Genomic DNA, 25,994 nt, shown 5'->3' on the forward strand with positions numbered 1-25,994 from the left:
ATGAAAACCGTTGGGCCACAACTGGTCAGTCGAAGGGTGGCTGAGCATCCGTCACGGTGTACTTCAGTACGGTGTTGTTCTTGAGGGCGATGCCGGGGTCCGGTGCGTTGGCGACGGATCGCCAGGCTTCCATGTTCTCCGCGGTGTCCCAGAGTTCGGAGACGTTCACGCGCGCCGGGTCGACAGGGTCTGCGGTGATGGCGCAGTCGAGGCAGCCGGGAGCTGTTCGACAGCGGCGAAGCAAGTCGTGGAAGGCGCTGACGTAGGCGTCGCGCTGGCCGGGGTCGACTTCCGCGTAACCGGCGATGATCAACACAGGCGGAACCTCTTCTGCCGAAGGATGATTGCGTTCTCAGCAGTAAGGACGAGGCGCGGCCGGTGGACTCATCGGTGCGGGGATGTTGCTCCCGGGTCGGGCGCCGTTGACCGGCCCGGGAGAACAGCTAGGGGGTCAGCCCGCGGCGGCTGTCCGCAGGGTCGCCTGCTCGGCGACGTGCGCGAGTTCGGCATTGAAGCGCTCGGCGGCCTCGATATTGCCGAGGTGGCCGGTGGGCCAGCAGTGGTACGCGGCGAGGTGGCCGGTGCGCGAGAGGGTGTCGGCGATCCGGCGGGCCATGCGTTCCGGCAGCAGCCGGTCGTGGCGGCCGGCGATGACCGTGGTGGGCACGGTGAGGTGGGCGGCGCCGTCGGTGACGTCGAGGTCGGCCAGGGCGGCGGCGTGGCGGCCACGGGTCAGTGGGCGGCAGGAGCGCACGATGCCGAGCGCGAAGTTCACCTCGTCGACGGTCGCTCGTTTGTTCATCACCCGGTCCTTCAATACCGCGCTGACCAGCCAGCCGCCGGGCAGCGGGACCGGGGTGGTCAGCACTGTCTCGGAGACGAAGTTGGGCAGCCGGACGGGGGCGCCGAGCAAGGTGATCGGCTTGTTCTGCACCGTGAGCTGCTTGTTCAGCAGCGGGAGCAGGTCGGTGTCGTAACGGATATTGCCCGAGGTTGTGTTCAGCAGGATGGCTGCGGCGGCCCGGCGCCGGACCTGCTCGGGGTAGCGGGCGGCCCACGCCTGCAGGGTGATGCCACCCATGCTGTGGCCGGCGAGCACGGCGCGCTGACCGGGTCGCAGGGTGGCGTCGAGCACGGCGGACAGGTCGTCGGCGAGGGTATTCCGGCTGGGCAGCAGACGGCCGAGCTGGCTCTCGCCGTGGCCGCGCTGGTCATAGCAGACCACGCGATACCGGTCGGCGAAGGCGTTGATCTGCGGGTTCCAGTACTCGATGCTGCAGCTCCAGCCGTGGATCAGCACGATGACCTCGCCGTCGGCGGGGCCGTAGGCGTGCACCCGCAGGCGGGCGCCGTCCACGGTGGTGACCGGGATGACCTCGAGGGGAGCGGTAGGAGCGTTCAACGACGCGGTCCGGAAGGTGCGTGATCGCAGTCCGGCACGATAAGCGGCGGTCAGGGCGCCGTTACGCGCGTCCGCCAAAGTCTTCATCGACTTCACCAGCATCGGGCACTCCTTTGTGTCTGCCGCCACAGTACAGTGCAAGCTGAGTGCTTGCTAGTGCAAGCGCACCGCAACGGATCTTCTGGCTCGAAGGTAGGAATACCCGTAATTCGGTGCAGTGACACTGTCTCTGTTCACAAAAAAATCATGGCGGAGCTAGCTCTGCTGACTTCATCGCCTGTCCAGGCTGGTTGCGTTAGCGCGCGAAAGTGGCGATCCAGTAACGGTTTTGCGTGCTCGCGTCGGCACGCGTGGACCCACCACGAAATGTCGTACCCCGGTGCGATGATCGACGGCGTGGCTTCCGATGAGATCGGCTTCGCAGCACCCATCCCGGTTCTCCGCATGTTCGACGTCGCCAAAGCGTACGAGTTCTACCGCGATTACCTGGGTTTCACCGTCGACTGGGAACACCGGTTCGGCGACGACTTCCCGTTGTACGCGCAGGTGTCGCGCGGCTCGGCGCAACTGCACCTCAGCGAGCACCACGGTGACGGAACACCCGGCACCGTCGTATGGATCGCGGTGGACGACATCCAGGCGTGGCACACCGAGCTAGCAGGCAAGGAGTACCGCTACGCCAAGCCGGGCTGCCCCGAGGACGGCCCGGGCGGCCCCGGATTCGAGCTGGCCGACCCGTTCGGCAACACCCTGCGTTTCGCCCAGCCGGACTAGCGCCCGGCCATCCGCTGGCGGCGACGGGCGCGCCACAGTTACCGTTGGTGCTGTGGATAGCACGCACGTGGCACCGGAATCGGCGGCGCAGCAGGATCCGCCCAAGTCCGGTTGGCGCGGCGTAGGGGTTCCGCTGCTGGTAGCGGGCGTCGGTATCGGCATCGGCGTGCTGTTACACGTGCGCGACCCGCACGTCGAGGGTTCCTACGGCGTATGCCCGGTCTACGCGCTGACCGGCTGGTGGTGTCCGGGCTGCGGCGGCATGCGGGCCATCCACAACCTCACCGACGGCCAGGTGCTGGATTCGTTGCACAGCAACCTGCTTGCGATTCCGCTGGTGCTCGCCTTCGTGCTGTGGATAACCGATTGGAGCCTGCGCGCCTGGCGCGGTCAACGCATGCGCCTGCCCTCGATCGGCTCCGTGACGATGTGGACTTTCTTCGCGTTCCTCGCGGTGTACACCGTCCTGCGCAATACGCCGTGGGGAACCTGGCTGGCTCCGGTCTAGACCCATCCGGCGCGCCCGGGCGATTCCCGCGCCGTGATCCGGGCAAGCTGCCACCATGAGTGATTCATTGAAAGACCGCATCAGGGCCAAGCTATTGCGTCAACTCGCCGAAGACGGCGGCCCGGACGCCGAACACGACGACCCTCGCCAGGTCTCGGTGGAAACCGACCTCGAGGCCCTCAACAGTGTCCCCGACGACGACCCCCTGGTGGAGGAACTCGCCTCCCGGTACCTGGTGTTCTGACCTACGCCGCCGAGGGCGGCAGTTGCGGCAGCGGCTTCCCGGCCAGCCAGCTGTCCCACAGCGGCCGCAGCGGAACCCGGCTGTAATGCCCGGCCAGATCGGTGAAATCCTCGGTACTCACCGACCCGTGGCGGTAGCGAATCGTCCACTCCCGCAACAGATCGAAGAAGGCTTGGTCGCCCAGTTCCAGCCGCAATGCGTGCAGGGTGAGCGCGCCACGCTTGTAGACACGATCGTCGAACATGTGCTGCGGTCCGGGATCGCCGACCGCGATATCCTGCGGCTGCCTGGACAGATTGTGCCTGGCCGCGCGGGCGAGCTGGTCCGCCGTCGGGCCGCCTGCCGCCTCGGACCAGATCCACTCGGCGTAGCAGGCGAAGCCCTCGTGTAGCCAGATGTCGCGCCACTGCCGGATGGTGAGACTGTTGCCGAACCACTGGTGTGCCAGCTCGTGCGCGACCAGCCGTTCAGCGCCGCGCCTGCCGTCGCAGTGGTTGGCGCCGAAGATGGAGATGCCCTGGGCCTCGATCGGAATCTCCAGCTCGTCGTCGGTGACGACCACGGTGTACGCCTCGAACGGGTAGGGCCCGAACCGCTCGGCGAAGAGCTCCATCATCTGCGGCTGCCGTGCGAAGTCGTGCTCGAAGTTGGCGCGCAGCCGGGGCGGGGCGACCGCGTGCATGGGCACCGAGCTGGGCGGGGAAACGATGCGGTGCTTCTGGTACGGCCCGATCTGAATGGTCGCCAGGTAGGTGGCCATCGGTTCGGCCTGCTCGTAGACCCAGGTGGTCTGGCTGGCCTTGACCTGTTTACGCAGCAGGGTGCCGTTGGCCAGCGCGTAGTACGGACTGTCGGTGGTGATCGAAATCCGGTAGCTGGCTTTGGAACTCGGGTGATCGTCGCAGGGGAACCAGGACGCGGCGCCGTTCGGCTGGCTGGCCACCAGCGCGCCCTCGGTGAGCTCCTCCCAGCCGACCGCACCCCACGGTCCGCGCACCGGCCGCGGCACGCCGCCGTATTGGATCACCAGCGAGAGCACACCGCCCGCCGGAATGCGCTGCTGCGGCGTGATCACCAATTTGCCGCGCTGGTGGGCGTATTTGGCGGCCTTGGCGCCGTTGACGAACACCTTGGACACGGTGAGCGCTTGGGACAGATCGAGCGAGAATCGCGGCTGCACCACGGTGGTCACCGCGGTGATCTCGGCGCGGCCCGCCAGCCGGTTGCTGGCCACCTTGTAGACGAGGTCCAGCTCGTACCGCGATACCCGGTAGCCCCGATTCCCGTTCTGCGGCAGGTATTCGTCGATGGGCGCCTCGTAGAACTTGCCCGGCATCAGCGGGCCGCCCCCGGGTCGCCTCCGAACCAAGGCGCGATCGGGTTGCCCCACCAGCGAGTGGACGGGGGAACGGTGTCGCCGCGCATGACCAGCGAGGCGGGGCCGATGGTCGCGCCCTCGCCGATGGTCGAGGCGGGCAGTGCGACGCAGTGCGGGCCGAGGGTGGCGCCCGCGCCGAGAGTGACCGTGTCCATGGACATGATGCGGTCGTGGAACAGGTGGGTCTGCACGACGCAGCCGCGTTCCACGGTCGCGCCGTCACCGAGTGTCACCAGGTCCGCCTCCGGTAGCCAATAGGACTCGCACCATACCCCGCGGCCGATCCGGGCACCGAGCCCACGCAGCCACAGGTTCAGCACCGGTGTACCCGTCGCGGCGCGCGCGAACCACGGCGCCGCAACGGTTTCCACGAAGGTGTCGGACACCTCGTTGCGCCAGACGAACGAACTCCACAGCGGATGCTCCTCGGCGCGAATCCGCCCGATGAGCAACCACTTCGCGGCCACCGAACTCGCGCCGGCCACCGCACCGGCGGCCAGCAGCACCAACCCGCTGAGCAGAGCGGTGGGCAGGTGACCGATGGTTCGCGCGAGCCAGGCGAGGGTGAACAGCACGCCGAGCCCGATGGCGAAGGTGACCAGTACCGGGAACAGGCGGCAGGTTTCAACGATGGCGCGGGCGATCCGCAGCTTCGGCGGCGGATCGAAGGTGCGTGCGGTGTCCGAGCTCTCCGGCGCGCGGCGCAGCCGCACCGGCGGACTGCCCAGCCAGGACGAGCCCGCCTTCGACTTGGACGGTGCGGCCGAAAGCACCGCGACGAGACCGTTTTTCGGTACTCGCCGCCCCGGCGCGGTCATGCCGGAGTTGCCGAGGAACGCGCGCTTGCCGACCTTCGCCTCGCCGATGCGCAGCCAGCCGCCGCCGAGTTCGTAGCTGGCGATCATGGTGTCGTCGGCCAGGAACGCGCCGTCGGCGACCGTGGTGAATTTGGGCAGCAGCAGCACCGTAGACGCCTCGACGCCCTTGCCGATGTTCGCGCCGAGCAGCCGCAGCCAGATCGGCGTGAGCAGGCTCGCGTACAGCGGGAACAGGAAGGTACGCGCCGCATCGAGCAGGCGCTCGGTGGACCACACCTGCCAGCCGGTGCGGCTGCGCACCGGGTGATAACCCTCGCGCAGCCGGAAGCTGAGCAGCCGCACCGCGATGATGGTGATCGCCGCGTACACCGCGAGGCTGAGCAGCGTCGCGACCGGCAGGATCGCGAAGGCGCGCCCCAAACCGCCCGCGAGGGTGCGGGTGTCGCGGATGAACCAGGCGATGAACAGGCCACCCGCGCCGAGGCCGAGAATCGGCACCGCGGCCAGCGCCATCGACGTGACGCCGAAGATCGCCACCCAGTGCGCCGCGCGATCGGGCGTGTGCGCGGGCCAGCGATGATGCGCCTTACCGATTTTCGCGGCGGGCGAGCCCGCCCACTCCTGCTCGGCCTTGACCTTTCCGGACACGGCGGAGCCGGGCGCGACTTCGGCGTTCTTGCCGATCCTGGTGCCGGGCAACAGGATCGATCGCGAGCCGACCACCGCGCCCGCGCCGACGGTCACCGGGCCGATGTGCACGACGTCGCCGTCGATCCAATAACCGGACAGGTCGACCTCGGGTTCCACGCTGCACCCGTCGCCGAGTTCGAGCATGCCGGTCACCGGCGGCAGCGTGTGCAGGTCCACGCCCTTGCCGATCTTGGCGCCGAGCGCCCGCGCGAACGGCACCATCCACGGTGCGCCGGAGAGGTTTTCGGCACCGCTGGCCTCGGACAGGCGGACCGCGGCCCACAGCCGCAGATGCACCGAGCCGCCGCGCGGATGCCGGCCGGGTTCGACCCCGCGCAGCAGCAGGCGGGCACCGACCACGCAGATCCCCATCCGGCCGGGCGGGGAGATGAAGAGCAGGAACGCCACCAGCGTCCACCACCAGGACAGCTGCGGCAGCCACGGCAGCGAGCCGGACCAGGCCGCGATATTGCCGACGATGGCCAGCCAGGTGAGCCACTGCAGGCCGGTGAGCGTGGTGAGCGGGATGGTGGCCAGCACCTGGGTCCACTGGGCGCGCCGCGGTGTCGGGCGCACCACGCGCTCCTCGACGGCGACGGCCGGGGTGCTCTGCTCCAGCAGTTCCACCAGTGCGCCGAGGCGTGGATGGTCGTAGAGGTCGGCGACGGTGATCTGGGGATAACGGGCGCGCAGCGCGGTTACCAGCTGGGCTGCGGCCAGCGAGCCGCCGCCGAGATCGAAGAAGTCGGCGTCGAGGTCGAGCACCTCGCCGCCGAGGATCGAATCCCACAGTCCGGCAACCCACTGCGCGGTGCCGGTGAGATCGTTGTCTGCTTCGTCGTCGGCGCTGTTGGGCAGCGGCCAGGGCAGCGCGTTGCGGTCTACCTTGCCGGAGGTGCGGGTCGGCAGTTCGTCGACGACCGCGAGCCGCGGCACCAGGGGGGCCGGAAGTTGTTCGGCCAGTTGAGTTCTGGCCGCTTTGAGATCGAAATCAGGCCCGGGTCCGGTGAGGTAGCCGACCAGGATCTTGTTGCCCGCCTTGGTCGTTCGGATCGCGGCGGCGGCACCGGTGACACCGGGCAGGTGTTGCAGCGCGTTGTCGATCTCGCCGAGCTCGATGCGGCGGCCGCCGAGCTTGATCTGGTCGTCGGCGCGGCCGAGGAAGACCAGGCCTTCGCTGTCGTTGCGGACCAGGTCGCCGCTGCGGTAGGCGCGGTCCCAGCCGACCGAGGGCAGCGGCGCGTACTTCTCGGCGTCCTTCGCGGGATCGAGGTAGCGAGCCAGGCCGACGCCGCCGATCACCAGTTCGCCGGACTCGCCCTCGCCCACCGGGTTTCCGGCCGCGTCGATCACCACGAGATCCCAGCCGTCGAGCGGGAGCCCGATCCGGATGGGCCATTGGCCGTCGAGCAGCGCGGCGCAGGCGACCACCGTGGCTTCGGTGGGGCCGTAGGTATTCCAGACCTCGCGTTCCGTATCACCGTTGCCGGCAAGACGTTCCGCGAGTTCGGGCGGCACCGCCTCGCCGCCGAAGATCAACAGCCGGACCGCGTCCAGCGCTTCGGCGGGCCAGGTCGCGGCCAGCGTCGGCACGGTGGAGACGATGCTGATCTCCCGGCGCACCAGCCACGGGCCGAGATCGGCGCCGGTGCGGACCAGGTCGCGCGGGGCGGGGACGAGGCAGGCGCCGTTGCGCCAGGCCAGCCACATCTCCTCACAGGAGGCGTCGAAGGCGACCGAGAGTCCGGCGAGCACCCGGTCGCCCGGTCCGATCGGGGCGTCCGGCAGGAAGAGCCTGGCCTCGGCGTCCACGAACGCGGCGGCGTTGCGGTGGGTCACCGCAACACCTTTCGGTGTTCCGGTGGAGCCGGAGGTGAAGATGATCCAGGCGTCGTCGGCGGGGGTTGGCAGGGTGCTCGTGGCGGCGTCGGCCGGATTGTCCGCTGCCGCACGGATTCCCGCCGGCGTCGTCTCGATGCCCGCCGCGGTGACGATCGCGGTGACCTGCGCCTCGCCGAAGACCAGCTGGGCGCGCTCGTCCGGGTCGTCGGCGTCGACCGGCACATAGGCGGCGCCCGCGTACAGGACGGCGAGGATGGTGAGATAGAGCTCGCGCGAGCCGGACGGCATCCGCACGCCGACCCGGTCGCCCGGGCGCACACCCGCTGTGGCGAGGCGGGCCATCGTCCTCTCGATCTCCACCACGAGTTCGAGATAGGTGAGCACCGTGTCGCCGTCGTCGATGGCGGGTGCGTCGGGATGGGTCAGCGCGGTAGCGGTCAGGATGTCGACGAGGGTGCGGGCCGGTGGCGTGTGCGCGGTCCTTAATAGCGGGTGTACCGTCGCGTCAACCTGTGGCTGGAGCATGACGCCCTGCCCACCTCCCATTCGACCTGCCTCGCACTTCCCTGGTGTTGTTGTGTCATAGCTGGGTTACCAATGGGCAAACACCATGGTGACCAGTTGTCCACGGTACTCGGGGTTGTCGACGTTTGTTGTTCACCGCCTAGGTTGCCGCGCTGGTGGTCGTGGGCGAGGTTGTTGCAGGTCGTGGCGATTTCTTTCGGACGCGCCGAAGCAACGCCTGGTGGGCGGGTTACCGGGTGGGTTCGCCGGGCGGTCGCTGGGTCGCCGAGCGCGCGCCGCTGTGATTCCCCTCATCCTGCTGGTGATCTTGCAGCTCAGCGCGTTTCGCGCCGAATCGCTCAGGCCGCGGAGGCGGCGGTGCCGATGCCGAGGGTGGTCAGCATGGCGGCGCTGGCCTGTTCGAGCCGCTCCCGGATCTTCGGGCGGCGCAGCAGCGCGACCGCGCGGGAGGCGACCAAGGCCAGGAGCACCATCTCTACCGCGGCGATCACCGATTCGATGGCACCGAGGGCGAGGGTGTTGACGAAGGTGACCTCGGTGAGGAACTGGGGCAGCACCGCGAGATAGAACAGGCCGACCTTCGGGTTGAACATGCACGAGACGACACCCGCGGTGAACGCCGAGCGAACCGACGTCCGGGTGCCCGCCGGGTTGTCCGCCAGACCACTGACGCCATCGGCTGCCCGCGCCGCCCTGCGCTGCCTCCGTTGGTCGAGCAACGCGCGAATCCCCAAGTACACCAGGTAGATTCCGCCGATCACTTTCAACGCGCGGTACGCGGTCGCCGACTGCTCCAGCAGCGCCGCGACACCGGCCGCGACCACGACCGCCCACAAGATCCCGCCGAGCGCCGACCCGATCGCCGCGGCGATCCCCGGTCGCGCGTCCACCAGCGAAAACCGCAGCACCAGGAACGAGTCCGGGCCGGGAGTGAGCGACAGCAGCACGCACAGACCGATAAAGCTCAGCAGCAGGGAAAGCGACACCCAATGATGTGACCCCAATGGCGCGGGATTAGCAACGCATTTCCGCCGCCGCGCCCACGCGACCCTTGGTCTTGACACGGCGGGTTGGCATCTGCCAATCTCGGGTCAGGTCATGAGTACCAGCGTTCAGCCCCGGCTTGCTGGTCGGCAACCCTCCTCCGCGGTGGGGTGCTCCGGGTGACGACCAGGCCGACGCCCGACCGGGTGCGGCAAGCGCGGACTCGACGAATCACCTGATTGCGGGTCCCGGAGCCGATGGGATTTTCGTGATGACTGCTGTGGTAACCCAGAACTGTGCCCCTCTTGCCCGGGTTTCCGGCGACGATCTCCAGGTGCCGCTCGTCCAGGGCGGGACGACCACCTACGCCAACTTCGACTACGCCGCCAGCGCGCCCGCATTGGCGCAGGTCACCGACCGGGTGCAGCAGCTGCTGCCGTTCTACGCGAGCGTGCACCGCGGCGCCGGGTACGCGTCGCGGATCTCCACCGAGTGCTACGAGGCGGCCCGTGGGTCGGTCACCCGATTCCTCGACGCGGCCGACGACCAGGTGGTGGTCTTCACCCGCAACACCACCGACTCGCTGAACCTGCTCGCGTCCTGCGTGCCCGGTGACACCGTGGTGCTCGACATCGAGCATCACGCGAACTTCCTGCCCTGGACCAGGCACGGCCGCCGCGTCGTGCAGGCCGGGGCGACGGTCGAGGAGACCATCGGCCGGCTGGTCGCCGAGCTGTGCAGCAAGCCCGCCGCGCTGCTCGCGGTGACCGGCGCGTCCAATGTCACCGGCGAGGTGCTGCCGCTGGAGCGGCTGGCCACCATCGCCCACCAGTGCGGCGCCCGTATCCTCGTCGATGCCGCTCAGCTCGCGCCGCATCGGCGAATCAGTTTGCGCGACACCGGCATCGACTACCTCGCCTTCTCCGGCCACAAGCTGTACGCGCCGTTCGGCGCGGGCGTGCTCGTCGGCCGCCGCGACTGGCTCGACAACGCCGAGCCGTACCTCGCCGGTGGTGGCGCGGTCCGCGAGGTGACCACCGCCGGCACCGAATGGGCGCAGGCGCCGCAGCGCCACGAGGGTGGTTCGCCCAACGTGCTCGGCGCCGCCGCTCTCGCCGCCGCCTGTGACGCGCTCTGTGAGATCGATGCGGAAACCCTCGCCGCCCACGAACACCACCTCGCCGACCGACTCCGCGACGGCCTCGCCGCGATCCCCGGCGTGAACCTGCTGCGCATCTGGAACGACGCCCCCGACACCGTCGGCATCGTCGCCTTCACCCTGGACGGTTTCGTCCCCGGCCACGTCGCCGCTTATCTGTCTGCCGAACACGGCATCGGCGTCCGCGACGGCCGCTTCTGCGCGCACCCGCTGCTCGCCCGCCTCGACCTCGACGGCGCCCTGCGCGCCAGCATCGGCCTCGGCACCACGGCGGCGCACATCGACCGTCTCGTCGAGGCCGTCGCCACGCTCGTCCACCAGGCCCCGAGCTGGAACTACGCCACCACCAACAACCTCTGGAACCCCACTCCGGAGACCCGCCCCTTCACCTCCCAGGCCCCGACCGGCGCCGCGCCCTGCCTCACCGGGTAGCCGGATAAAAGTGGCCGCCCGGCACTACGCCGGACGGCCATGGTCGAAAACGTCGCTCAGTCGCCGAGTTTGGTCGGTCGGTGGTAGCGGCCGTTGTAGTAAAGAAGGGGAGCGGCGGCGGGGGTTTCGTTGGTGTTGTCGTGCACCCGGGTCACCAGACCGACGACCAGGGTGTGGTCACCCAGCGGGATGAGCTGGTGAATGGTCGCGCGCAGCCAGATGGGGGTGCCGTGCAGGACCGGTTCGCCCGTGTCGAGGGTGGTCCAGAGGGAGCGGTCGCTGAAGCGGTCCTCGGCGGTGCGGGCGAAACGCTGGGCCAGGTGGTGCTGGTGTTCGCCGAGGAAATGGATCACGACCGAGTCGGCGTCGAGCAGGGCGGTCAGGCTGGACGAGGTGTGCGCGATATTGAAGGAGACGAGCGGCGGAGCCAGCGACAGAGAGGCGAAAGAAGTCGCGGTGAAACCGATCGGGCCCTTCGGAGAGTTCAGTGTGACGACGGTGACGCCCGCCGGATAATGGCGCATCGATGCGCGGAATTGCTCGGCAGTAATCCCGCTCAGATCATCCGGGATCTGGATATCCGTGGCGGGCCGTTCAGCTTCGGTCACCCCTCGAACCTACGCCAGCCCGCCTCTCGGCGTATTCAGGCCAGATATAGGGGTGTAATCAGTCGACGTCTATCGGTAGGCCGGCGGTTATCCGGACCAGTTCGTGGAAAGAGGTGCGGAAGACCGTGTTCGGGTGACCGCCCGCGGCCCAGACCTCGCGGTGATTCGAGAGGGCGGTGTCTACCCAGGTGGGGAGGTTGGTGGGGTGGCCTACCGGGGCTACGCCGCCGATCGGCTGGCCGGTGACCTGGCGGATCATGTCGGCGGGGGCGTGAGTCAGGGTGCCCTCCAGGCGTTTTCCGGTGGACTCGAGATCTACCTCGTGCGCGCCGGAAACCAGGAGCAGCACCGGATCCTCGTCCAGCAGGAAGACCAGGGAGCTGGTGATGGCGCCCACGTCGACGCCGAGCGTGCGCGCGGCATCCGCAACGGTGGGGGTGGGGGCCGGCTGGGTCACGATGACACCGTGATGGCCTCGGGCGATGAGGGTGTCCGCGACTCGGCAGGCGATCGGTGGCAATGTCGACCTGCGCATGCCACCAGAGTAGAGCGATTGCGGGTGGTGCGCCGGGCTACTCGGCGAATGCGTCAGTATTCCGGATAGCCCTCGCTCGGCCCGAGCATCCGGGTGATGCGCGCCTGCGTGATCTGCGCGAGCTCGGCCAGGCTGGCACCCGAGACCTGTTCGTGCACAACTGCTTCGAGTGCCCGGTCCAGATCGTCCTGGGACAGCGCGAGCAACTCCACATCGGCCATGGCCAGCAGCGCGTCCCTGTTCGGATAGGGCCGGGCATCGGCGAGGGTGGCGGCCCAGGTGACATTGCAGCAGCAGGCGAACAACGCGTGAATCGCACGGGCACGCGAGATTTGGTTGAACCGCTCGAGGCCGATTCCTTGATGCATCAGCATGATGGCCTCCGAATCCAGAATCGAGGTTTGCTGACGAGCTTTATGATCCGCTCGATCGCGAACGGGGAACCACTGCGCCCCACCAATTTTGCGCAGTTTTTACACAACCGTCGGTCGTGCGGACGGCGAACGGCGCTCGCCAAACGCGCGCTGTGGACAGCGAGGCGTGTGGACAGGCAAGGCACTGGTCCACGCCATTTCCGGGATGCGAAGTACCAGGGCGCACTCTCCTCGATACGCTGTACAAATGACTGACTGGCAGGCTTTCACCGTTGAAACGAAGGACCACGTCGCGCAGGTGACGTTGACGGGTCCCGGCAAGGGCAATGCGATGGGCCCGGATTTCTGGCGGGAGCTGCCGGAGATCTTCCAGGCGCTCGACGCCGACCCCGAGGTGCGCGCGATCGTGCTCACCGGTTCGGGCAAGCATTTCTCCTACGGCCTCGACCTGCCCGCGATGAGCGGCATGTTCGGCCCGCTGATGGCCGAGCGTGCGCTGGCCGCGCCGCGCACCGAGTTCCTGGTGGAGCTGCGCAAGATGCAGGGTGCGGTGACCGCGGTGGCGGACTGCCGCAAGCCGGTGATCGCGGCCATCTCCGGCTGGTGCATCGGCGGCGGTCTCGACCTCATCGCCGCCGTGGACATCCGCTACGCGAGCGCGGACGCGAAGTTCAGCTTGCGCGAGGCGAAGGTCGCCATCGTCGCCGACATCGGTTCGCTGCAACGGCTGCCGGGCATCATCGGGGAGGGCCAGCTGCGCGAGCTCGCCTACACCGGCAAGGACATCGACGCGGCGCGTGCGGAGAAGATCGGCCTGGTCAACGAGGTATTCGCGGATCAGGACGCGGCACTGGACGCCGCACACGCCACGGCACGCGAGATCGCGGTGAACCCGCCGCTGGTGGTGCAGGGTGTGAAGGACGTGCTGGATCAGCGGCGCAAGGATGAGGTGGCCGCCGGGCTGCGTTATGTGTCCGCGTGGAACTCGGCGTTCCTGCCGTCGCAGGACCTGACCGAGGCGATCAAGGCGGTGTTCGAGAAGCGGGCACCGGAGTTCAAGGGCGAGTAAAGCGCCGGATATCGCTTGCCCCAGTAAGAGGGTCGTCCGCATACTTGCATTGCGCAACTAATTGATTGATGCAAGCAAGGATGAGGTGTGGACGACCGGACGATCGATACGATCGCGATGCAACTCACCCGATTGCAGCGAATTCGCGACCGCACCGCGGCCCAGCTGAGCACCTGGACCAAGGATGGACTGGACCCGGCCGCCTTCGGCGCGCTGATCCGGTTGTGCTGTGACGGACCGATGCGATCGGGCGCGCTGGCCGGCGTGTTGCACTCGGACGCCTCGACGGTCAGCCGTCAGGTCGCCCAGCTCGTCGGCAAGAAGTTGGTGGAGCGGCAGGCCGACCCGGTGGACGGCAGAGCCACCGTGCTCGTCGTCACCGACCGTGGCCGGGCCGTCGCCGAAGAGATCCGCAGGCGTCGCAACGAGAACCTGAGCCGGGTGATGGCCGAATGGACGCCGCAGGCCAGGGCCGACTTCGCCGGACTGCTCGAACAGTTCGTGGACGACTTCGAGCGCACCAGGCCCGACATGATCGCCGCGATGCGCCGCAACTGGGACGAGACCTTTACTGGGACGGAGAACGAGACGTGACAACGGCTGAGAAGGTGGAATCGCCGCCCGAGTTCACCCATCGCCAGATTCTGGTGATCCTGAGCGGCTTGATGCTCGGGATGCTGCTGGCCGCGCTCGACCAGACGATCGTGTCCACCGCGATCCGCACCATCGCCGACGACCTCAACGGCTACTCGATGCAGGCGTGGGCGACCACCGCCTATCTGATCACCGCGACGCTGGCGACCCCGCTGTACGGCAAGTTGTCCGACATGTTCGGCCGCAAGCAGTTCTTCATGCTCGCGATCGCGATCTTCATCGTCGGCTCGCTGCTGTGCACGATGTCGCAGTCGATGTACCAGCTCGCGGCCTTCCGGGCCGTGCAGGGCGTCGGCGCGGGCGGGCTGATGTCGCTGGCGCTGACCATCCTCGGCGACATCGTCGGGCCGCGCGAACGCGCCAAGTACCAGGGGTACTTCCTGGCCGTTTTCGGTACCTCCAGCGTGATCGGCCCGGTGCTCGGCGGCGTGCTCGCCGGGCAGGAGACGATCCTCGGGGTGAGCGGCTGGCGCTGGGTGTTCCTGGTGAACGTGCCGATCGGCCTGATCGCGCTCGCGGTGGTGTACCGGGTGCTGAAGCTGCCGAAGCGGCCGCACTCCACCGATCGGGTGGACTGGTGGGGCGTGCTGGCGCTGGCGATCGGTCTCGTCCCGCTGCTCATCGTCGCCGAGCAGGGCCGCGAATGGGGCTGGGGCAGTGGGCGTGCCATCGCCTGCTACGTGATCGGAGTGGCCGGCATCATCGGGTTCGTTTTCGTGGAGAAGGCGCTGCGCGACGCCGCGCTGATCCCGCTGCGCATCTTCAAGAACCGGACTTTCGCACTGGGCGTGGTGATCTCGTTCGTGGTCGGCGCGGGCATGTTCGGCGGTATCTCGCTGCTGCCGCAGTACCTGCAGGTGGTGCGCGGGGCGAGCCCGACGCTGGCGGGCCTGCAGATGCTGCCGATGGTGCTCGGCCTGATGACCGGTTCGGTGGTGTCGGGTCAGCTGATCTCGCGGACCGGCCGCTACCGCACCTTCACCATCATCGGCGCGACCATGCTGACGCTCGGCCTGTTCCTGCTGCACTTCCTGACCGCCGACAGCCCGCTGTGGCTGGCGATGATCTTCATGGCGTGCACCGGATTCGGGCTCGGCAACCTGATGCAGCCGCTCACCTTGGCGCTGCAGAACGCGTTGCCGCCCAAGGACATGGGCGTGTCCACCGCGGCCGCGACCTTCTTCCGGCAGATCGGCGGCACGCTCGGTGTCGCGGTGTTCCTGTCCATCCTGTTCGCACAGCTGACGCCGAACATCTCCGACGAGATGCGCAGTGCCGCTGCGGATCCGCAGTTCCAGCAAGCGGTGGTGGAGGGTGCGCGCAGCAGCAACCCGGTCGACGCCGCATTGGCGAAAGGCTTGCTGGCGCAAGATACTTCGGCCGCGGGCGAGGTGCTGAAGGACAGCTCGATCATTCAGCAGCTGAGCCCGGAGCTGGCCCGGCCGTTCAAGGTCGGCTTCGCGGACTCCATGTCGATGGTGTTCCTGTCGGCCACCGGGGTCGCGTTGCTGGCGCTGATCCTCGTGCTGTTCTGGCGGGAGGTGCCGCTGCGTATGGTCGGCGGGCTGCAGGCGGCGCGGGCCGAGGCCGAGGAGGCCGAGGAGTCGAACGCGGCATTCGAGACCGAGTCGCGCGTGGTCGATCAGGCCGGGCTGGTGCTCGGCGGTGGGGCCGCGGTGAGCCCCCGCGACGGCAGTGACCCAGGCGATCGTGGCACTGGCAGGTCCGGATCGGCGTGACCGAAGCCGTGCCCGGGGCGAAACGGGCCTCGGGCACGGTCGGCACCGGCCGGGCGCGGTCACGTCCTGTTCTGACAGCATGACGAGCGTGATCAACGCACTGCGCTCCGCGCTGGACAAAGCACGGCGGCTGCCGGGTGCGGTCTGGTACTTGGCGGTCGGCGGTGTCACCTCGCTGCTCGCGTTGTTCGCGGTCGTCGGCTTGCTGATCGTCGGTGCGTTCTGCCTGATCGGCGTAGGGATACCGGCGCTGCCCGAGGCGATCCGGTTGGTCCGGCCGTTGGTGTCGTTCGATCGGCGCAGGGCGGCACGGTATCTCGGGGCACAGGCGGCGGAGGCCTATCAGCCGTTCACCGGCGGGCTGCGGCAGCGGGTCGCGACGGTGTTCACCGATCCGGCGAACCGGCGGGACTTCGGCTGGCTGGTCGCGCACGCGCTGACCGGTATCTATCTCGCGGTCTTCGCCATCGCGCTGCCGCTGAGCACTCTCGCTCAGCTGGCGATCCCGGAGTTCTGGCAGCTGTTGCCGCCGGGGCAGGAGTTCGCCAGTTTCGGTTTCGTGGTCGACTCGTGGCCGAAGGCGATCCTCAGCTTCTTCCTCGGATTCCCGGTCGCCCTGGTGACCCTGCAACTTCCGGTGGCCGCGCGCTGGCAGGCGATGGCCACCCATGCCCTGCTGAAACCGACCGAGGGCGCCATGCTGGCCGACCGCGTCGCGGCGCTCACCGCGACCCGGGCCGCCGCGCTGGACGCGCACGGCGCCGAGCTGCGCCGGATCGAGCGCGACCTGCACGACGGCGCGCAGGCCCGGCTCGCGGCGGTGATCATGCAGCTCGGGCTGGCCGACCAACTGCGCGAACAGGATCCGGAAACGGCGCAGGGTCTCGTGCGCAAGGCGCAGGACACCGCGACGGCCGCGCTCGCCGAACTGCGAGACGTGGTGCGCAACGTGTATCCGCCGGTGCTCACCGATCGTGGCCTGGCGAGCGCCATCTCGGCGGTGGCCGCCCGCAACCCGATCCCCTGTGTGCTCGATCTCCGCGAGGTGGGCAGGCGTCCCGCCGCAGTGGAGGCGGCGGCGTACTTCGTGATCACCGAGGCACTCACCAACGCCACCAAGCACTCCGGCGCCGCGGGCATCTCCCTGGTGCTCGGCGGTGCGCCGGAATTGTTGACGATCGAGGTCCGCGACGACGGGGTAGGCGGCGCCGTGGAGACCTACGGCGGCGGGCTGGCCGGTATCCGGCGCCGGGCCGAGGCGCTCGACGGCCGGATGACGCTGACCAGTCCACCCGGTGGCCCTACTGTATTGCGGGTGGAGTTGCCGTGCGGGTCATGATCGCCGAGGACAATGCCCTGCTGCGGGAGGGTTTGGTGCTGTTGCTGAGCACGGCGGGCATCGAGGTGGTGGCCGCCGTGGACAACGCGGACGACTTCCTCGCGGCGGTGGCCGCGGATCGACCGGACGCGGTAGTCGTCGATGTGCGCCTGCCGCCGACGTTCACCGATGACGGTTTACGCGCGGCCGTCAGCGCGCGCAAGCTGTACCCCGGCCTGCCGGTGCTGGTGCTGTCGTCCTGGGTGGAGGACAGCTACGCCGCGGAGCTGCTCGGTGACGGCATGGGCGGTGTCGGCTATCTGCTCAAGGAGCGGGTCGGCAAGGTGGACCGCTTCCTCGATTCGCTGCGCCGGGTCGCCGCGGGTGGCACCGCGATGGACCCCGAGGTGATCTCGCAACTGCTGGTGCGGCGCAAGGCCGACGACCCGATGGCCGCGCTGACCGCCCGCGAGCGCGAGGTGCTGGCGCTGATGGCCGAGGGGCACAACAACGCAACCATCGCCGAGCGGCTGGTGGTCAGCGAAGGCGCTGTGCACAAACACATTCGGAGCATTTTCGCGAAGCTCGGCCTCTCCACCGAGGATGTCGGCCATCGGCGTGTACTTGCCGTACTGGCCTACTTGAACGCGTGAAGCCCCGAACCCGTTGGGGCTCAGGGCTGCACGGCTCCGGTCAGTCGACCCGGCAGGTCATATCCTCGGCGGGCAGCGTGCCGTCGCGGAAGTAGGTGTTCACCGCCGAGTACACGCAGGAGTTCTGGTAGCGCCCGAAGATCCAGTGGATCGGCACATCCTGCAGGGTGACCATGCGCGACGCGCTCAGGTCGTTGTGCATGGCGACCGCTCCGTCGTACGCGGTCCTGGTGTCGCCGGTGGACTGCACGATCATGGCGGGCACCGCATTGCGCACCACCGTGGCCGGCTCGGCGGGCGGGGCCCAGAACGCGCACGGGGTGATGTTGTTGGTGAACCCGGCGAACACCGGTTGGGTGGCGCGGGCGGCCTCGATGTTGCGCCAATAGAATCCCGGATCCCGCGGCGTCGCAACGTCACCGCACATGATGGCCATCTGTGACGAATTGTCCTTCGGACGGGCCTTCAACGCGAATCCCAGTGTGGCGTTCAACGTTTCGTCGGGCTGGGCGGGCTTGCCCGCCGCCGCGTCGGCGATCGTACGCATCTGGCCGGCGAGCATCCCGTACTGATCCGGGCTGTCCAACCCGACGAACAGCACCACCGGCAGCCAATGCTCGTCGATCTCGTACTCGCCCAACCGGATCGGCTTGTCCGCAGACTGTTTGATCAGGTCCTGGATCGCACCACGGACCTGGACCCGGCTGGTGCCGAAGTGGTATTCGCTGTCGCGCGCCGCGACCCAATCCGCCCACAGATCGAGCGCGGCCTCATTAGCCGGGCCCATGGCCTGCATCATGCCGACCGGCCCGTAGGCGTCCGGGTCGGCCGCGCTGTCCAGCACCATCCGGTCGCTGCGTTCGGGGAACATCTGCATGTACACCGCACCGAGGTAGGTGCCGTACGAGGTGCCGTAGTAGCTGATCTTCTCCGCGCCGAGAATGCCGCGGATAACGTCCATGTCCCGCGCGGTGTTGCGGGTGGTGATGTAGGGCAGTCGGGCCCCTTCGGTGGTGACACATCGGGCGGCCAGATCACCTTGTGCCGCAACAGACTCCGCGAACCCTGCCGCGTCGAGCCCCGCCGACTGGAGGCCGAAGCCGACCGGCCACTTGCAGTCGACGGCGGACGAGCGCCCGACGCCACGTGGGTCCATGCCGATCAGGTCGTAGCGGGCGCGCACCTCGGGCGTCATCGCCTTGCCGACATCGACCATGAAGTCCAGGCCTTCGCCGCCGGGACCGCCGGAGTTGGAGAGCATGACGCCGCGCTGCGGTGCGGGATCGGTGCCTGCGATCCGGGAAATCGCCACGGTGAGCGTGGGCCCTTGTGGGTCAGCGTAATTCACCGGCACGGTGACGTCGGCGCACTGCGCCCCGGCGTCGTCCAGTTTCGGCACCCCGCAGGCTTTCCAGTCCAGCTGCTGACTGGTGAACCGGTCCGGCACCGGGGTTTGCGGCTTCGCCTCGGCCGTGGGACCGGCACAGCCGATCAGTCCGGCACAGGCCACCAGGCCGGTCAAGGCGACCGTCAGGCCTTTCGTGCGTTTCACTGTTGCTCCTCGGAAGTTGTTCGGCCGCAAGCAATATGAGGGCCGTGGTTACTGGTGGGCAGGGTGATTACGAGGCGCACAGGGCGGCGTCCAGCACGCCGGTGACCGCATCGGCCTCTTCGTCGGTGGTCGGCAGCTGGTTGACCGTGACGGTCACCGCGGTGCCTTCGGCGGTCACGCCGTTGCGCGTCTCGAAGCCGGGAATGCTGCCGCCGTGGCCCCATACCTCTTTGCCGCACGGCGCGGTCCGATGGATCAGGGCGAGGCCGTAATCCGCACCCGGCATGCGGTCGAACGGGACGGTGCGCTTCATCTCGGCCAATTGCGCAGGCGGCAACAGTTTTCCGGCAAGCAGCGCGGTGAAGAACCGGTTCATGTCGGTCGGGGTGGCGATCATGTCGCCCGCGGTGGCACCCCAGGACGGGTCGAAGTCGGTGAAATCGACTGGCTTACCGTCGATCCCGTGGTAGCCGCGGGCGTGCGGGCCACGGATACCGGTTTCGCGGGCGGCGGGCACATAGGTGTCGCGCAGGCCGAGCGGCTCGAGGATCCGGCGCCCGATCTCGTCGGCGGCCGGATTGCCGGTCACCCGCTCGATCAGCAGACCGGCCAGCAGGTAGTTGGTGTTCGTGTAGACGGACTTCGCGCCCGGCTCGAACTGGGGCGGTGCCGTCATCGCCCGGCGGACCAGGTCGGTCATCTCGAAGTGCTGCCAGCGCAGCGTTTCCTCGTCCGGGTCGATCTGTTCGGAATTCTGGGTCGTGATGCCGTCGCCCGCACCACGGCCGAGGTAGTCCGGCACGCCGCTGGTGTGCTGCAACACCTGGCGCACCGTGATCCGGTTGCCGTCGTTGCCGTTGCCCTGCACCAGGCCGGGCAGGTAGCGCTCGATCGACGCGTCCAGGTCGACCTTGCCCTCGGCGACCAGCTGCATGATCACCGTCGCCACGTAGGTCTTGGTATTGCTGCCGATCCGGACGCGCGCGTCGTCCGGGAACGGTGCGCGGGTGGTCAGGTCGCCGACCCCCGCGGTGAACGTCCGATGTCCGGCCGGTCCGTCGATCACCACCTGCACACCGGGAAATCCTTGGCGCACCACCTTGTCCATCGCGGCGGCCACGGTGGGCGGCGTGGTCTTCGCCGCCTCGTCCGGTGCGCCCACCGACGTCTCACCACCGCACGCGGCCGCGGCGAGCACCGCGCCCGCCACTACGACCGAGAGGGCCGCTTTACCGGAGTTGCGCCGAAATGGGTTCATGAGCAGTGTCTTCCTCCTGTTCGAGCCGGAAGGCATAGGTGCGTCCCCGACGATTCGAGCCTAGGAAGCGGGAGCTCTCGCGCCCATGCCGCGAACACCCGAATGCTGGGTACTGTCTGCTGGCGTGCCGTGGTGGTGCTAGCACCACCCCCGGTAACGATGACGCCGGTGCAACAGTGGCTCATCGGTGACTTCGCCGAGCTTGGTCAACGAAGACGTCGGACGATTGTCTACGTTCATAGCTGGAGGTCCGATGTGAGAGAGGGGACCGAATGCTGAAGTTCGCTGTGCTCGGCGAGGTTCGTGCGTGGCGCGACGAGCTGGAGGTCGATCTCGGCTCCAAACAGCGCCGAGCCTTGCTGGCAGCCCTGTTGCTGCGCAGCGGACGTTCGGCCACGGTGCCGGAACTCATCGACGGCGTCTGGGGCGAGCATCCGACGCCGAGCGCGATCGGTGCGCTCCGCAATCACATCCTGCATCTGCGCCGGGCCCTGGAGCCGGAGCGTCCATCCGGTGCGCCTGCCACGGTGCTCGTCGGGTTCGGCGGCGGCTACGCGCTGCGGCTGGCCCCGGGCGCGGTGGATGTGGAGCTGGTCGACGATCTGCTGGCCGAGGTGCAACCGGAGCGAATCGGCACGGACCCGCAGCACACGGTCGAGTTGGTGCGCGAGCGGCTCGACACCGCGCTGCGGCTCTGGTCGGGCACGCCGCTGGCCGGGCTGCCCGGCCCCTATGCCGATCGGCAGCGCACCCAGCTGATCGAACGCCGGGTCGCGCTGCTGGAGCAGCGCATCGAGCTGGACCTGCGCCTGGGCCGCTATCCGGAGGTGATCGCGGAGCTGACGCCGCTGTCGGCCGAGCACCCGATGCGCGAGCAACTGCGCGGCCTGCTGATGACCGCGCTGTATCACGCGGGCAGGCAGGCCGAGGCGCTCGCGGTGTACGCCGACACCCGCAAGGTGCTCATCGAACGACTCGGCATCGAACCCGGCCAGCCGCTCGCCGAGCTGCACCAGCGCATCCTGCGCGGGGATCTGCGTGCGCCACAACGCGATACCGGCAACGCGGCGATGATCGTACGGCCGCCGCGTCGTACGGTGGCGCGGGTCGCACAGCTGCCCGCCGACGTCGTCGACTTCACCGGCCGCACCGAGACGGTCCGGCGGATCAGCGAATGGCTGACCCGCGCAGACGGTTTCGCGGTGCCGGTGTGTGTGATCAACGGCATGGGCGGTATCGGCAAGAGCGCGCTGGCGGTGCATGTCGGCCATCGCGTCCGGGACCGGTTCCCGGACGGGCAGCTGCACGTCGACCTGCACGGTTTCGCGCAGGCCCGCGGTCGTGGCCAGGCAGGCACCCCGGCGGCGGACACCCTCGGCGATTTCCTGCGTGCCCTCGGCGTCGCGGAGGGCGAGATCGCGCCGACGCTCGCCGAGCGGTCGGCCCAGTTCCGCAGTCTCCTCGACGGCAAGCGGGTGCTCGTCGTGCTGGACAACGCGCGCGACGTGGACCAGGTGGCCCCGTTGATTCCCGGCACGCCCGGCTCGGCGGTGCTGATCACCAGTCGTTCGTCGATGCCCGAATTGCCTTGCGTAGTAGGTGTTCTCGGTGTGCGGCTCGATGTGCTCGCCCCGGTCGAGGCGCGCACCTTGCTCGCCGGGATCGCCGGGTTGCGGCGGGTGGCCGCCGAGCCCGCCGCGGTGCAGAGCGTGCTCGAGGCTTGCGGCGGATTACCGCTGGCCGTCCGGATCGTCGGCGCGCGGCTGGCGGCCCGGCCCAGCTGGACCATCGGCAGCCTGGCCGAGCGGCTGGCCGACGAGCAGCAGCGGCTCGGCACGCTGCGCAGCGGCGACCTCGCGGTCGAGGCGGCGTTCCGGCTCAGCTACGACCAGCTCGATTGCGCGCAGGCCAGGGCCTTTCGCATGTTGGCCGCGCCGGAGGTCGCGGAGATCTCGCTCGACGGCGCGGCCGCCATCCTCGGCGCGGACCGGATGCTGGTCGAGGAGCTGTGTGAATCGCTCGTCGACCTGAACCTGATGGAGACCAGTTCGTCCGGGCGCTACACCTACCACGATCTGCCGCGCCTGTTCGCGCGTGAACTGCACGGTCCCGAGGCCGACGAACCGACCTCCGGTGCGCTGGCCCGGCTGCTGGACTTCTATCTGGCCACCATGAAAAACCTGATGGTGGTATGCAATCCGGGCTCGCGCCTGCCGGAACACCTGGGCGACACCGTGGCCGAAGGACTTTCGTTCACGGACAGCATCGCCGCGCAGTACTGGCTCGATGTCGAGCGACCCAACCTGATCTCGCTGTACGAGCAAACCGCGCGGGTGGGTGGTCCCGCGCTGGTGCCTGCGGCCGACATCGCCTGGGCTACCGCGGAATTGATCGATGGCGGCCCGCACTGCCAAGAGCTGTCCCGGGCGCTCGACAAACTGCTCGCCGCGGCGTTGCGGGCGGGTGACCGCCGCGTCGAATGCCGGATCAGGGTGACCCTCGGTGCGAACTACAGCTACTCGCTCGGCACGCTGCGCCAGGGCCGGGACCACCAGCGCATCGCGCTCTCGCTGAACCCGGCCTCGGCCAGCGACGTTCGGTTGATCGCGTTCGCCGGGCAGCTGCTCGCCTCGTCGACCAGGATGGGCACCGAGACGGCGGCCTCGCTCGCGCACGCCGAACGCGCGATCCGGCTGGCCCGCCGGGTCGAGGATCCGGCGGTCGAGTGCGCCAGCCTGGTGCACATCGCCAAAACCCTGTCCGACGGTGGGCAATTCGTCGCCGCCGAGGCCAGGGCGACGGAGGCGAAGACGCTCGCCGGCAAGATCGGCAATGCCGCGCTGGAGGCGATGGCGACGCACGAACTCGGCGTGAGTCGCGGCTTCCAGGGCGATCACCCGCACGCGATCGAGCTGTGCCGCGAGGCGGTCCAGCTGGCCCGGCTCAGCGGGGTGGAACTGCGCGAAGGCTGGGCGCTGGCGCGGCTCGCACACGTGCACATGATGGCCGGTCAGCTGACCCAGGCCGAGCCGATCGCGGACGCGGCGATCCGGATGCTCAACCGCGCCATCGGACCACTGACCAGGGCCAGGGTGCTGGTGATGCACGGGCTCATCCTGCAGGCGCTCGGCCGGACCCATCAGGCCTACTGCGCATATCGTTCGGCGGCAGAGGCTTTCGCGCCGATGGAGGACGCGCACTTCACCCACGAACGGCTCGACAGCGAAGTGGAGGCGCCGATCCTGCAGTTGCTCCGCGAGCACCTGGACGAGGTGATCGCCGAACGCAAACAGCGGCGCGATCGGGCCGCCGGGTAGCGCCTGAACACGAAAAGCGGGAAGCCCGAACGGACTTCCCGCTTGTCGTGACGGCGTCAGTGGCCGCCGTTGTCCTTCAGCCGCTGGATCGAGGCGGCAACCTCGGTCTCGGCCTCGGCGCGGCCGACCCACTCCGAGCCCTTGACGTACTTGCCCGGCTCGAGATCCTTGTAGCGCTCGAAGAAGTGCTTGATCGCGGCCAGCTCGAACTCCGGCACATCCTTCAGGTCCTGGATGTGGTCCCAGCGCGGATCGCCGGCCGGCACGCACAGCACCTTGTCGTCGCCGCCTGCCTCGTCGACCATCTTGTACATCGCCACCGGGCGCACCTCGATGAGGCAGCCGGGGAACACCGACTCGGGCAGCAGGACCAGCGCGTCCAGCGGGTCACCGTCCTCGCCCAGGGTGTTCTCGATGTAGCCGTAGTCGGCGGGGTAGACCATGGAGGTGTAGAGGTGCCGGTCGAGCCGGACCCGTCCGGTCTCGTGATCGACCTCGTACTTGTTCCGAGAGCCCTTGGGGATCTCGATGGTGACGTCGAACTCCACGCCATCTCCTTCGGTGCATCTATGAGCATGAGCAGTAACGACTGCCGACTCGCCAGGTTGTTCGGGGGAACGGTTGCGCAACGAGGATAGTGTGGTCGGCGGGGACATGGGTGCGGCAGGCGGCTGCTGCGGAAATCAGTCGAGGAGAGCTGCGGGCTGTGGTTGGTAAGAACATCGGTGGCTTGGCCGCCCGGCGGCGCCGCAATCTCTGGATCGGGTTCGGTCTCACGCTGGCCGTGGTGCTCGCGGCGGGCGGCGGGGTGCTGCTCACCGTCAAGCCGTGGACCGACGAATTCCGGCACGGCGGACTGACCACGGCCGCACCGCCCGCGCCGGTCCGCCCCTTTCCACAGGTCGCCCCCGCGCCGTCGAACGCGCCCGCGCCGAGCCCGGCCGGGGTGGCCGCCGCGCTCGCGCCGGTCATCGGCAATCCGGATCTGGGCGCCTTCTCCGGTCAGGTCACCGACGCCGACAGCGCGACGGTGCTGTGGAGCGGCGACCCGAACCGGTCGATGATCCCGTCGTCCACCGCGAAGATCCTGCTCACCGCCGCCGCGCTGCTCACGCTGCCCGCGGACCATCGGGTGACCACCAAGGTGGTGGCCGGGACCGCACCCAACGAGCTGGTGCTCGTCGGCGGCGGTGATCCGACGTTGACCGCGGAGCCGGAGGGCAAGGGCTACTACCCGAACGGGCCGCGCCTGTCCGATCTGGTGAGCCAGATCAAGAGCTCCGGCCGCGCCGTCGACACGATCCTGGTGGACACCTCCGCCTACACCGGGCCGTCCATGGCCCAGGGCTGGGACCCGATCGACATCGGCGACGGCTCGATCGCGCCGATCGACCCGGTGATGATCGACGGCGGCAGGCTCCGCCCGCTCGTCGAATACTCGCCGCGCACCGCGACACCGGGCTTGGATGCCGGGCGCCGACTGGCCACCGATCTGGGCTTGGACCCGGCCAAGGTGCGGCTCGGCACCGCGGCGCCGGGTGCGGGCGAGGTGGCGAGCGTGCGCTCGGCGCCGCTGCGCGACCGGCTGCGCGACCTGATGGTCTACTCCGACAACGTGCTCGCCGAGACGGTCGGGCGGGAGATCTCGGTCGCCACCGGCGGCGAGGCGTCGTTCACCGGCGCGGTCAATGCGGTGAACGCCGCGCTCAGCAAGGCTGGGTTCGACATATCCGGGGTGATCATGCACGACAACAGCGGCTTGTCGGTCGACGACCGGATTCCGGCGCGACTGCTCGACCGGATCGTGGCCACCGCGGCCAAGCCGACCGCGGCCACCGCGATCCAGCCGTCGAACACCATGGCCAGGCCCGAAAACGACCAGCTCGCCACCACTTTGGCGCCGCTGCTGGACGCCCTGCCGATCGCGGGCGCGACCGGCTCGCTGAGCACCCGCTACGTCGTGCGCGACCGCAACGCCGCGGGCTGGGTGCGGGCCAAGACCGGAACTCTGTCGGTGTCCAGCGCGTTGGTCGGGTATGTGCTGGACGCCGACGGGCGGGTGCTGACCTTCGCGTTGATGTCGAACGATCGACCGCCGGAGGTGAGCAGGCCCGCCTTGGACGCGATCGCAGGCACGCTACGCAACTGTGGATGTTCGTGA

At 68.8% G+C, this 25,994-nt stretch carries 22 protein-coding genes and 1 riboswitch; of the genes, 11 read left to right on the top strand and 11 right to left on the bottom strand.

Annotation, left to right across the window (positions count from 1 at the left end):
* Positions 1-25: 25 nt before the first annotated feature.
* Positions 26-316, bottom strand: coding sequence for a putative quinol monooxygenase (locus DBO33_RS03855; protein ID WP_107653799.1), 291 nt, complete (start codon positions 314-316; stop codon positions 26-28).
* A 135-nt stretch (positions 317-451) separates the two neighbouring features.
* Positions 452-1,504 (bottom strand): alpha/beta fold hydrolase, encoded by a 1,053-nt coding sequence (locus DBO33_RS03860; RefSeq protein ID WP_107653800.1) that lies wholly within the window; start codon positions 1,502-1,504, stop codon positions 452-454.
* Between the two features lie 294 nt (positions 1,505-1,798).
* On the opposite strand from DBO33_RS03860, the gene DBO33_RS03865 reads away from it, so the two are divergent.
* Genes DBO33_RS03865 through DBO33_RS03875 form a run of 3 tightly spaced genes read left to right on the top strand, consistent with a single transcriptional unit; the run spans position 1,799 to position 2,928 of the window.
* Complete coding sequence (locus DBO33_RS03865; RefSeq protein ID WP_234390680.1) at positions 1,799-2,176, top strand: glyoxalase superfamily protein; 378 nt, start codon at positions 1,799-1,801, stop codon at positions 2,174-2,176.
* A 52-nt stretch (positions 2,177-2,228) separates the two neighbouring features.
* Complete coding sequence (locus DBO33_RS03870; protein WP_107653801.1) at positions 2,229-2,684, top strand: DUF2752 domain-containing protein; 456 nt, start codon at positions 2,229-2,231, stop codon at positions 2,682-2,684.
* 55 nt (positions 2,685-2,739) lie between these two features.
* Positions 2,740-2,928, top strand: a complete 189-nt coding sequence (locus DBO33_RS03875; RefSeq protein ID WP_107653802.1) for a hypothetical protein — start codon at positions 2,740-2,742, stop codon at positions 2,926-2,928.
* 1 nt (position 2,929) lies between these two features.
* On the opposite strand, the gene DBO33_RS03880 is transcribed toward DBO33_RS03875, so the two are convergent.
* The 3 genes from DBO33_RS03880 to DBO33_RS03890 form a co-directional block, all read right to left on the bottom strand.
* Positions 2,930-4,264, bottom strand: coding sequence for a M1 family metallopeptidase (locus tag DBO33_RS03880; RefSeq protein WP_107653803.1), 1,335 nt, complete (start codon positions 4,262-4,264; stop codon positions 2,930-2,932).
* A complete protein-coding gene (locus tag DBO33_RS03885; protein WP_107653804.1) occupies positions 4,264-8,181 on the bottom strand; it encodes a Pls/PosA family non-ribosomal peptide synthetase in 3,918 nt (1,305 codons plus the stop codon). The genes DBO33_RS03880 and DBO33_RS03885 overlap by 1 nt, the downstream gene beginning before the upstream one ends.
* Positions 8,182-8,519: 338 nt before the next feature.
* Entirely contained in the window at positions 8,520-9,167 is a 648-nt protein-coding gene (locus tag DBO33_RS03890; RefSeq protein ID WP_107653805.1) for a LysE family translocator, read from the bottom strand.
* A gap of 108 nt (positions 9,168-9,275) precedes the next feature.
* Positions 9,276-9,389, top strand: a riboswitch (SAM riboswitch).
* 47 nt (positions 9,390-9,436) lie between these two features.
* On the opposite strand from DBO33_RS03890, the gene DBO33_RS03895 reads away from it, so the two are divergent.
* Positions 9,437-10,756, top strand: a complete 1,320-nt coding sequence (locus DBO33_RS03895) for an aminotransferase class V-fold PLP-dependent enzyme (RefSeq protein ID WP_107659957.1) — start codon at positions 9,437-9,439, stop codon at positions 10,754-10,756.
* A 56-nt stretch (positions 10,757-10,812) separates the two neighbouring features.
* Here DBO33_RS03895 and DBO33_RS03900 read toward each other — a convergent pair whose 3' ends face one another.
* From DBO33_RS03900 to DBO33_RS03910, 3 genes are read right to left on the bottom strand one after another with little or no spacing between them, the layout of a single operon-like run.
* The gene (locus DBO33_RS03900; protein WP_107653806.1) at positions 10,813-11,364 is read right to left on the bottom strand and encodes a flavin reductase family protein; all 552 of its coding nucleotides are present in this window, start codon (positions 11,362-11,364) and stop codon (positions 10,813-10,815) included.
* 58 nt (positions 11,365-11,422) lie between these two features.
* Positions 11,423-11,899, bottom strand: coding sequence for a YbaK/EbsC family protein (locus DBO33_RS03905; RefSeq protein WP_107653807.1), 477 nt, complete (start codon positions 11,897-11,899; stop codon positions 11,423-11,425).
* Positions 11,900-11,952: 53 nt separating this feature from the next.
* Positions 11,953-12,273, bottom strand: coding sequence for a 2-oxo-4-hydroxy-4-carboxy-5-ureidoimidazoline decarboxylase (locus tag DBO33_RS03910; RefSeq protein ID WP_107653808.1), 321 nt, complete (start codon positions 12,271-12,273; stop codon positions 11,953-11,955).
* Between the two features lie 247 nt (positions 12,274-12,520).
* On the opposite strand from DBO33_RS03910, the gene DBO33_RS03915 reads away from it, so the two are divergent.
* The 5 genes from DBO33_RS03915 (at position 12,521) to DBO33_RS03935 (ending at position 17,706) form a co-directional block, all read left to right on the top strand.
* On the top strand, positions 12,521-13,342 hold the full coding sequence (locus tag DBO33_RS03915; protein WP_107653809.1) for a crotonase/enoyl-CoA hydratase family protein: 822 nt from the start codon (positions 12,521-12,523) through the stop codon (positions 13,340-13,342).
* Between the two features lie 87 nt (positions 13,343-13,429).
* Positions 13,430-13,936: a MarR family winged helix-turn-helix transcriptional regulator gene (locus tag DBO33_RS03920; protein ID WP_234390681.1), complete on the top strand. Its 507-nt coding sequence runs from the start codon at positions 13,430-13,432 to the stop codon at positions 13,934-13,936.
* Complete coding sequence (locus tag DBO33_RS03925) at positions 13,933-15,735, top strand: MDR family MFS transporter (protein WP_234390682.1); 1,803 nt, start codon at positions 13,933-13,935, stop codon at positions 15,733-15,735. The genes DBO33_RS03920 and DBO33_RS03925 overlap by 4 nt, the downstream gene beginning before the upstream one ends.
* Positions 15,736-15,814: 79 nt before the next feature.
* On the top strand, positions 15,815-17,074 hold the full coding sequence (locus DBO33_RS03930) for a sensor histidine kinase (RefSeq protein ID WP_107653810.1): 1,260 nt from the start codon (positions 15,815-15,817) through the stop codon (positions 17,072-17,074).
* Complete coding sequence (locus DBO33_RS03935; RefSeq protein WP_107653811.1) at positions 17,062-17,706, top strand: response regulator; 645 nt, start codon at positions 17,062-17,064, stop codon at positions 17,704-17,706. The genes DBO33_RS03930 and DBO33_RS03935 overlap by 13 nt, the downstream gene beginning before the upstream one ends.
* 40 nt (positions 17,707-17,746) lie before the next feature.
* Here the strand turns inward: DBO33_RS03935 and DBO33_RS03940 are convergent, their stop codons facing one another.
* The gene (locus DBO33_RS03940) at positions 17,747-19,258 is read right to left on the bottom strand and encodes an alpha/beta fold hydrolase (protein ID WP_234390683.1); all 1,512 of its coding nucleotides are present in this window, start codon (positions 19,256-19,258) and stop codon (positions 17,747-17,749) included.
* A gap of 67 nt (positions 19,259-19,325) precedes the next feature.
* Positions 19,326-20,516 carry a serine hydrolase domain-containing protein gene (locus tag DBO33_RS03945; RefSeq protein ID WP_234390684.1) on the bottom strand — a complete coding sequence of 397 codons (1,191 nt, stop codon included), beginning with the start codon at positions 20,514-20,516 and terminating at the stop codon, positions 19,326-19,328.
* Between the two features lie 272 nt (positions 20,517-20,788).
* On the opposite strand from DBO33_RS03945, the gene DBO33_RS03950 reads away from it, so the two are divergent.
* On the top strand, positions 20,789-23,833 hold the full coding sequence (locus DBO33_RS03950) for an AfsR/SARP family transcriptional regulator (protein WP_107653813.1): 3,045 nt from the start codon (positions 20,789-20,791) through the stop codon (positions 23,831-23,833).
* Between the two features lie 56 nt (positions 23,834-23,889).
* Here DBO33_RS03950 and DBO33_RS03955 read toward each other — a convergent pair whose 3' ends face one another.
* Positions 23,890-24,381 carry an inorganic diphosphatase gene (locus DBO33_RS03955; RefSeq protein WP_107653814.1) on the bottom strand — a complete coding sequence of 164 codons (492 nt, stop codon included), beginning with the start codon at positions 24,379-24,381 and terminating at the stop codon, positions 23,890-23,892.
* A gap of 158 nt (positions 24,382-24,539) precedes the next feature.
* On the opposite strand from DBO33_RS03955, the gene dacB reads away from it, so the two are divergent.
* Entirely contained in the window at positions 24,540-25,994 is a 1,455-nt protein-coding gene (dacB, locus tag DBO33_RS03960; RefSeq protein WP_407670464.1) for a D-alanyl-D-alanine carboxypeptidase/D-alanyl-D-alanine endopeptidase, read from the top strand.

This window comes from Nocardia suismassiliense (assembly GCF_900269665.1).
Classification (GTDB): domain Bacteria; phylum Actinomycetota; class Actinomycetes; order Mycobacteriales; family Mycobacteriaceae; genus Nocardia; species Nocardia suismassiliense.

Bases quoted from the DNA above. Each gene is read 5' to 3' on its own strand.
- DBO33_RS03860 (WP_107653800.1), bottom strand. From the start codon at position 1,504: ATGCTGGTGAAGTCGATGAAGACTTTGGCGGACGCGCGTAACGGCGCC.
- DBO33_RS03875 (WP_107653802.1), top strand. From the start codon at position 2,740: ATGAGTGATTCATTGAAAGACCGCATCAGGGCCAAGCTATTGCGTCAA.
- DBO33_RS03880 (WP_107653803.1), bottom strand. From the start codon at position 4,264: ATGCCGGGCAAGTTCTACGAGGCGCCCATCGACGAATACCTGCCGCAG.
- DBO33_RS03885 (WP_107653804.1), bottom strand. From the start codon at position 8,181: ATGCTCCAGCCACAGGTTGACGCGACGGTACACCCGCTATTAAGGACC.
- DBO33_RS03895 (WP_107659957.1), top strand. From the start codon at position 9,437: ATGACTGCTGTGGTAACCCAGAACTGTGCCCCTCTTGCCCGGGTTTCC.
- DBO33_RS03905 (WP_107653807.1), bottom strand. From the start codon at position 11,899: ATGCGCAGGTCGACATTGCCACCGATCGCCTGCCGAGTCGCGGACACC.
- DBO33_RS03910 (WP_107653808.1), bottom strand. From the start codon at position 12,273: ATGCTGATGCATCAAGGAATCGGCCTCGAGCGGTTCAACCAAATCTCG.
- DBO33_RS03915 (WP_107653809.1), top strand. From the start codon at position 12,521: ATGACTGACTGGCAGGCTTTCACCGTTGAAACGAAGGACCACGTCGCG.
- DBO33_RS03930 (WP_107653810.1), top strand. From the start codon at position 15,815: ATGACGAGCGTGATCAACGCACTGCGCTCCGCGCTGGACAAAGCACGG.
- DBO33_RS03945 (WP_234390684.1), bottom strand. From the start codon at position 20,516: ATGAACCCATTTCGGCGCAACTCCGGTAAAGCGGCCCTCTCGGTCGTA.
- DBO33_RS03950 (WP_107653813.1), top strand. From the start codon at position 20,789: ATGCTGAAGTTCGCTGTGCTCGGCGAGGTTCGTGCGTGGCGCGACGAG.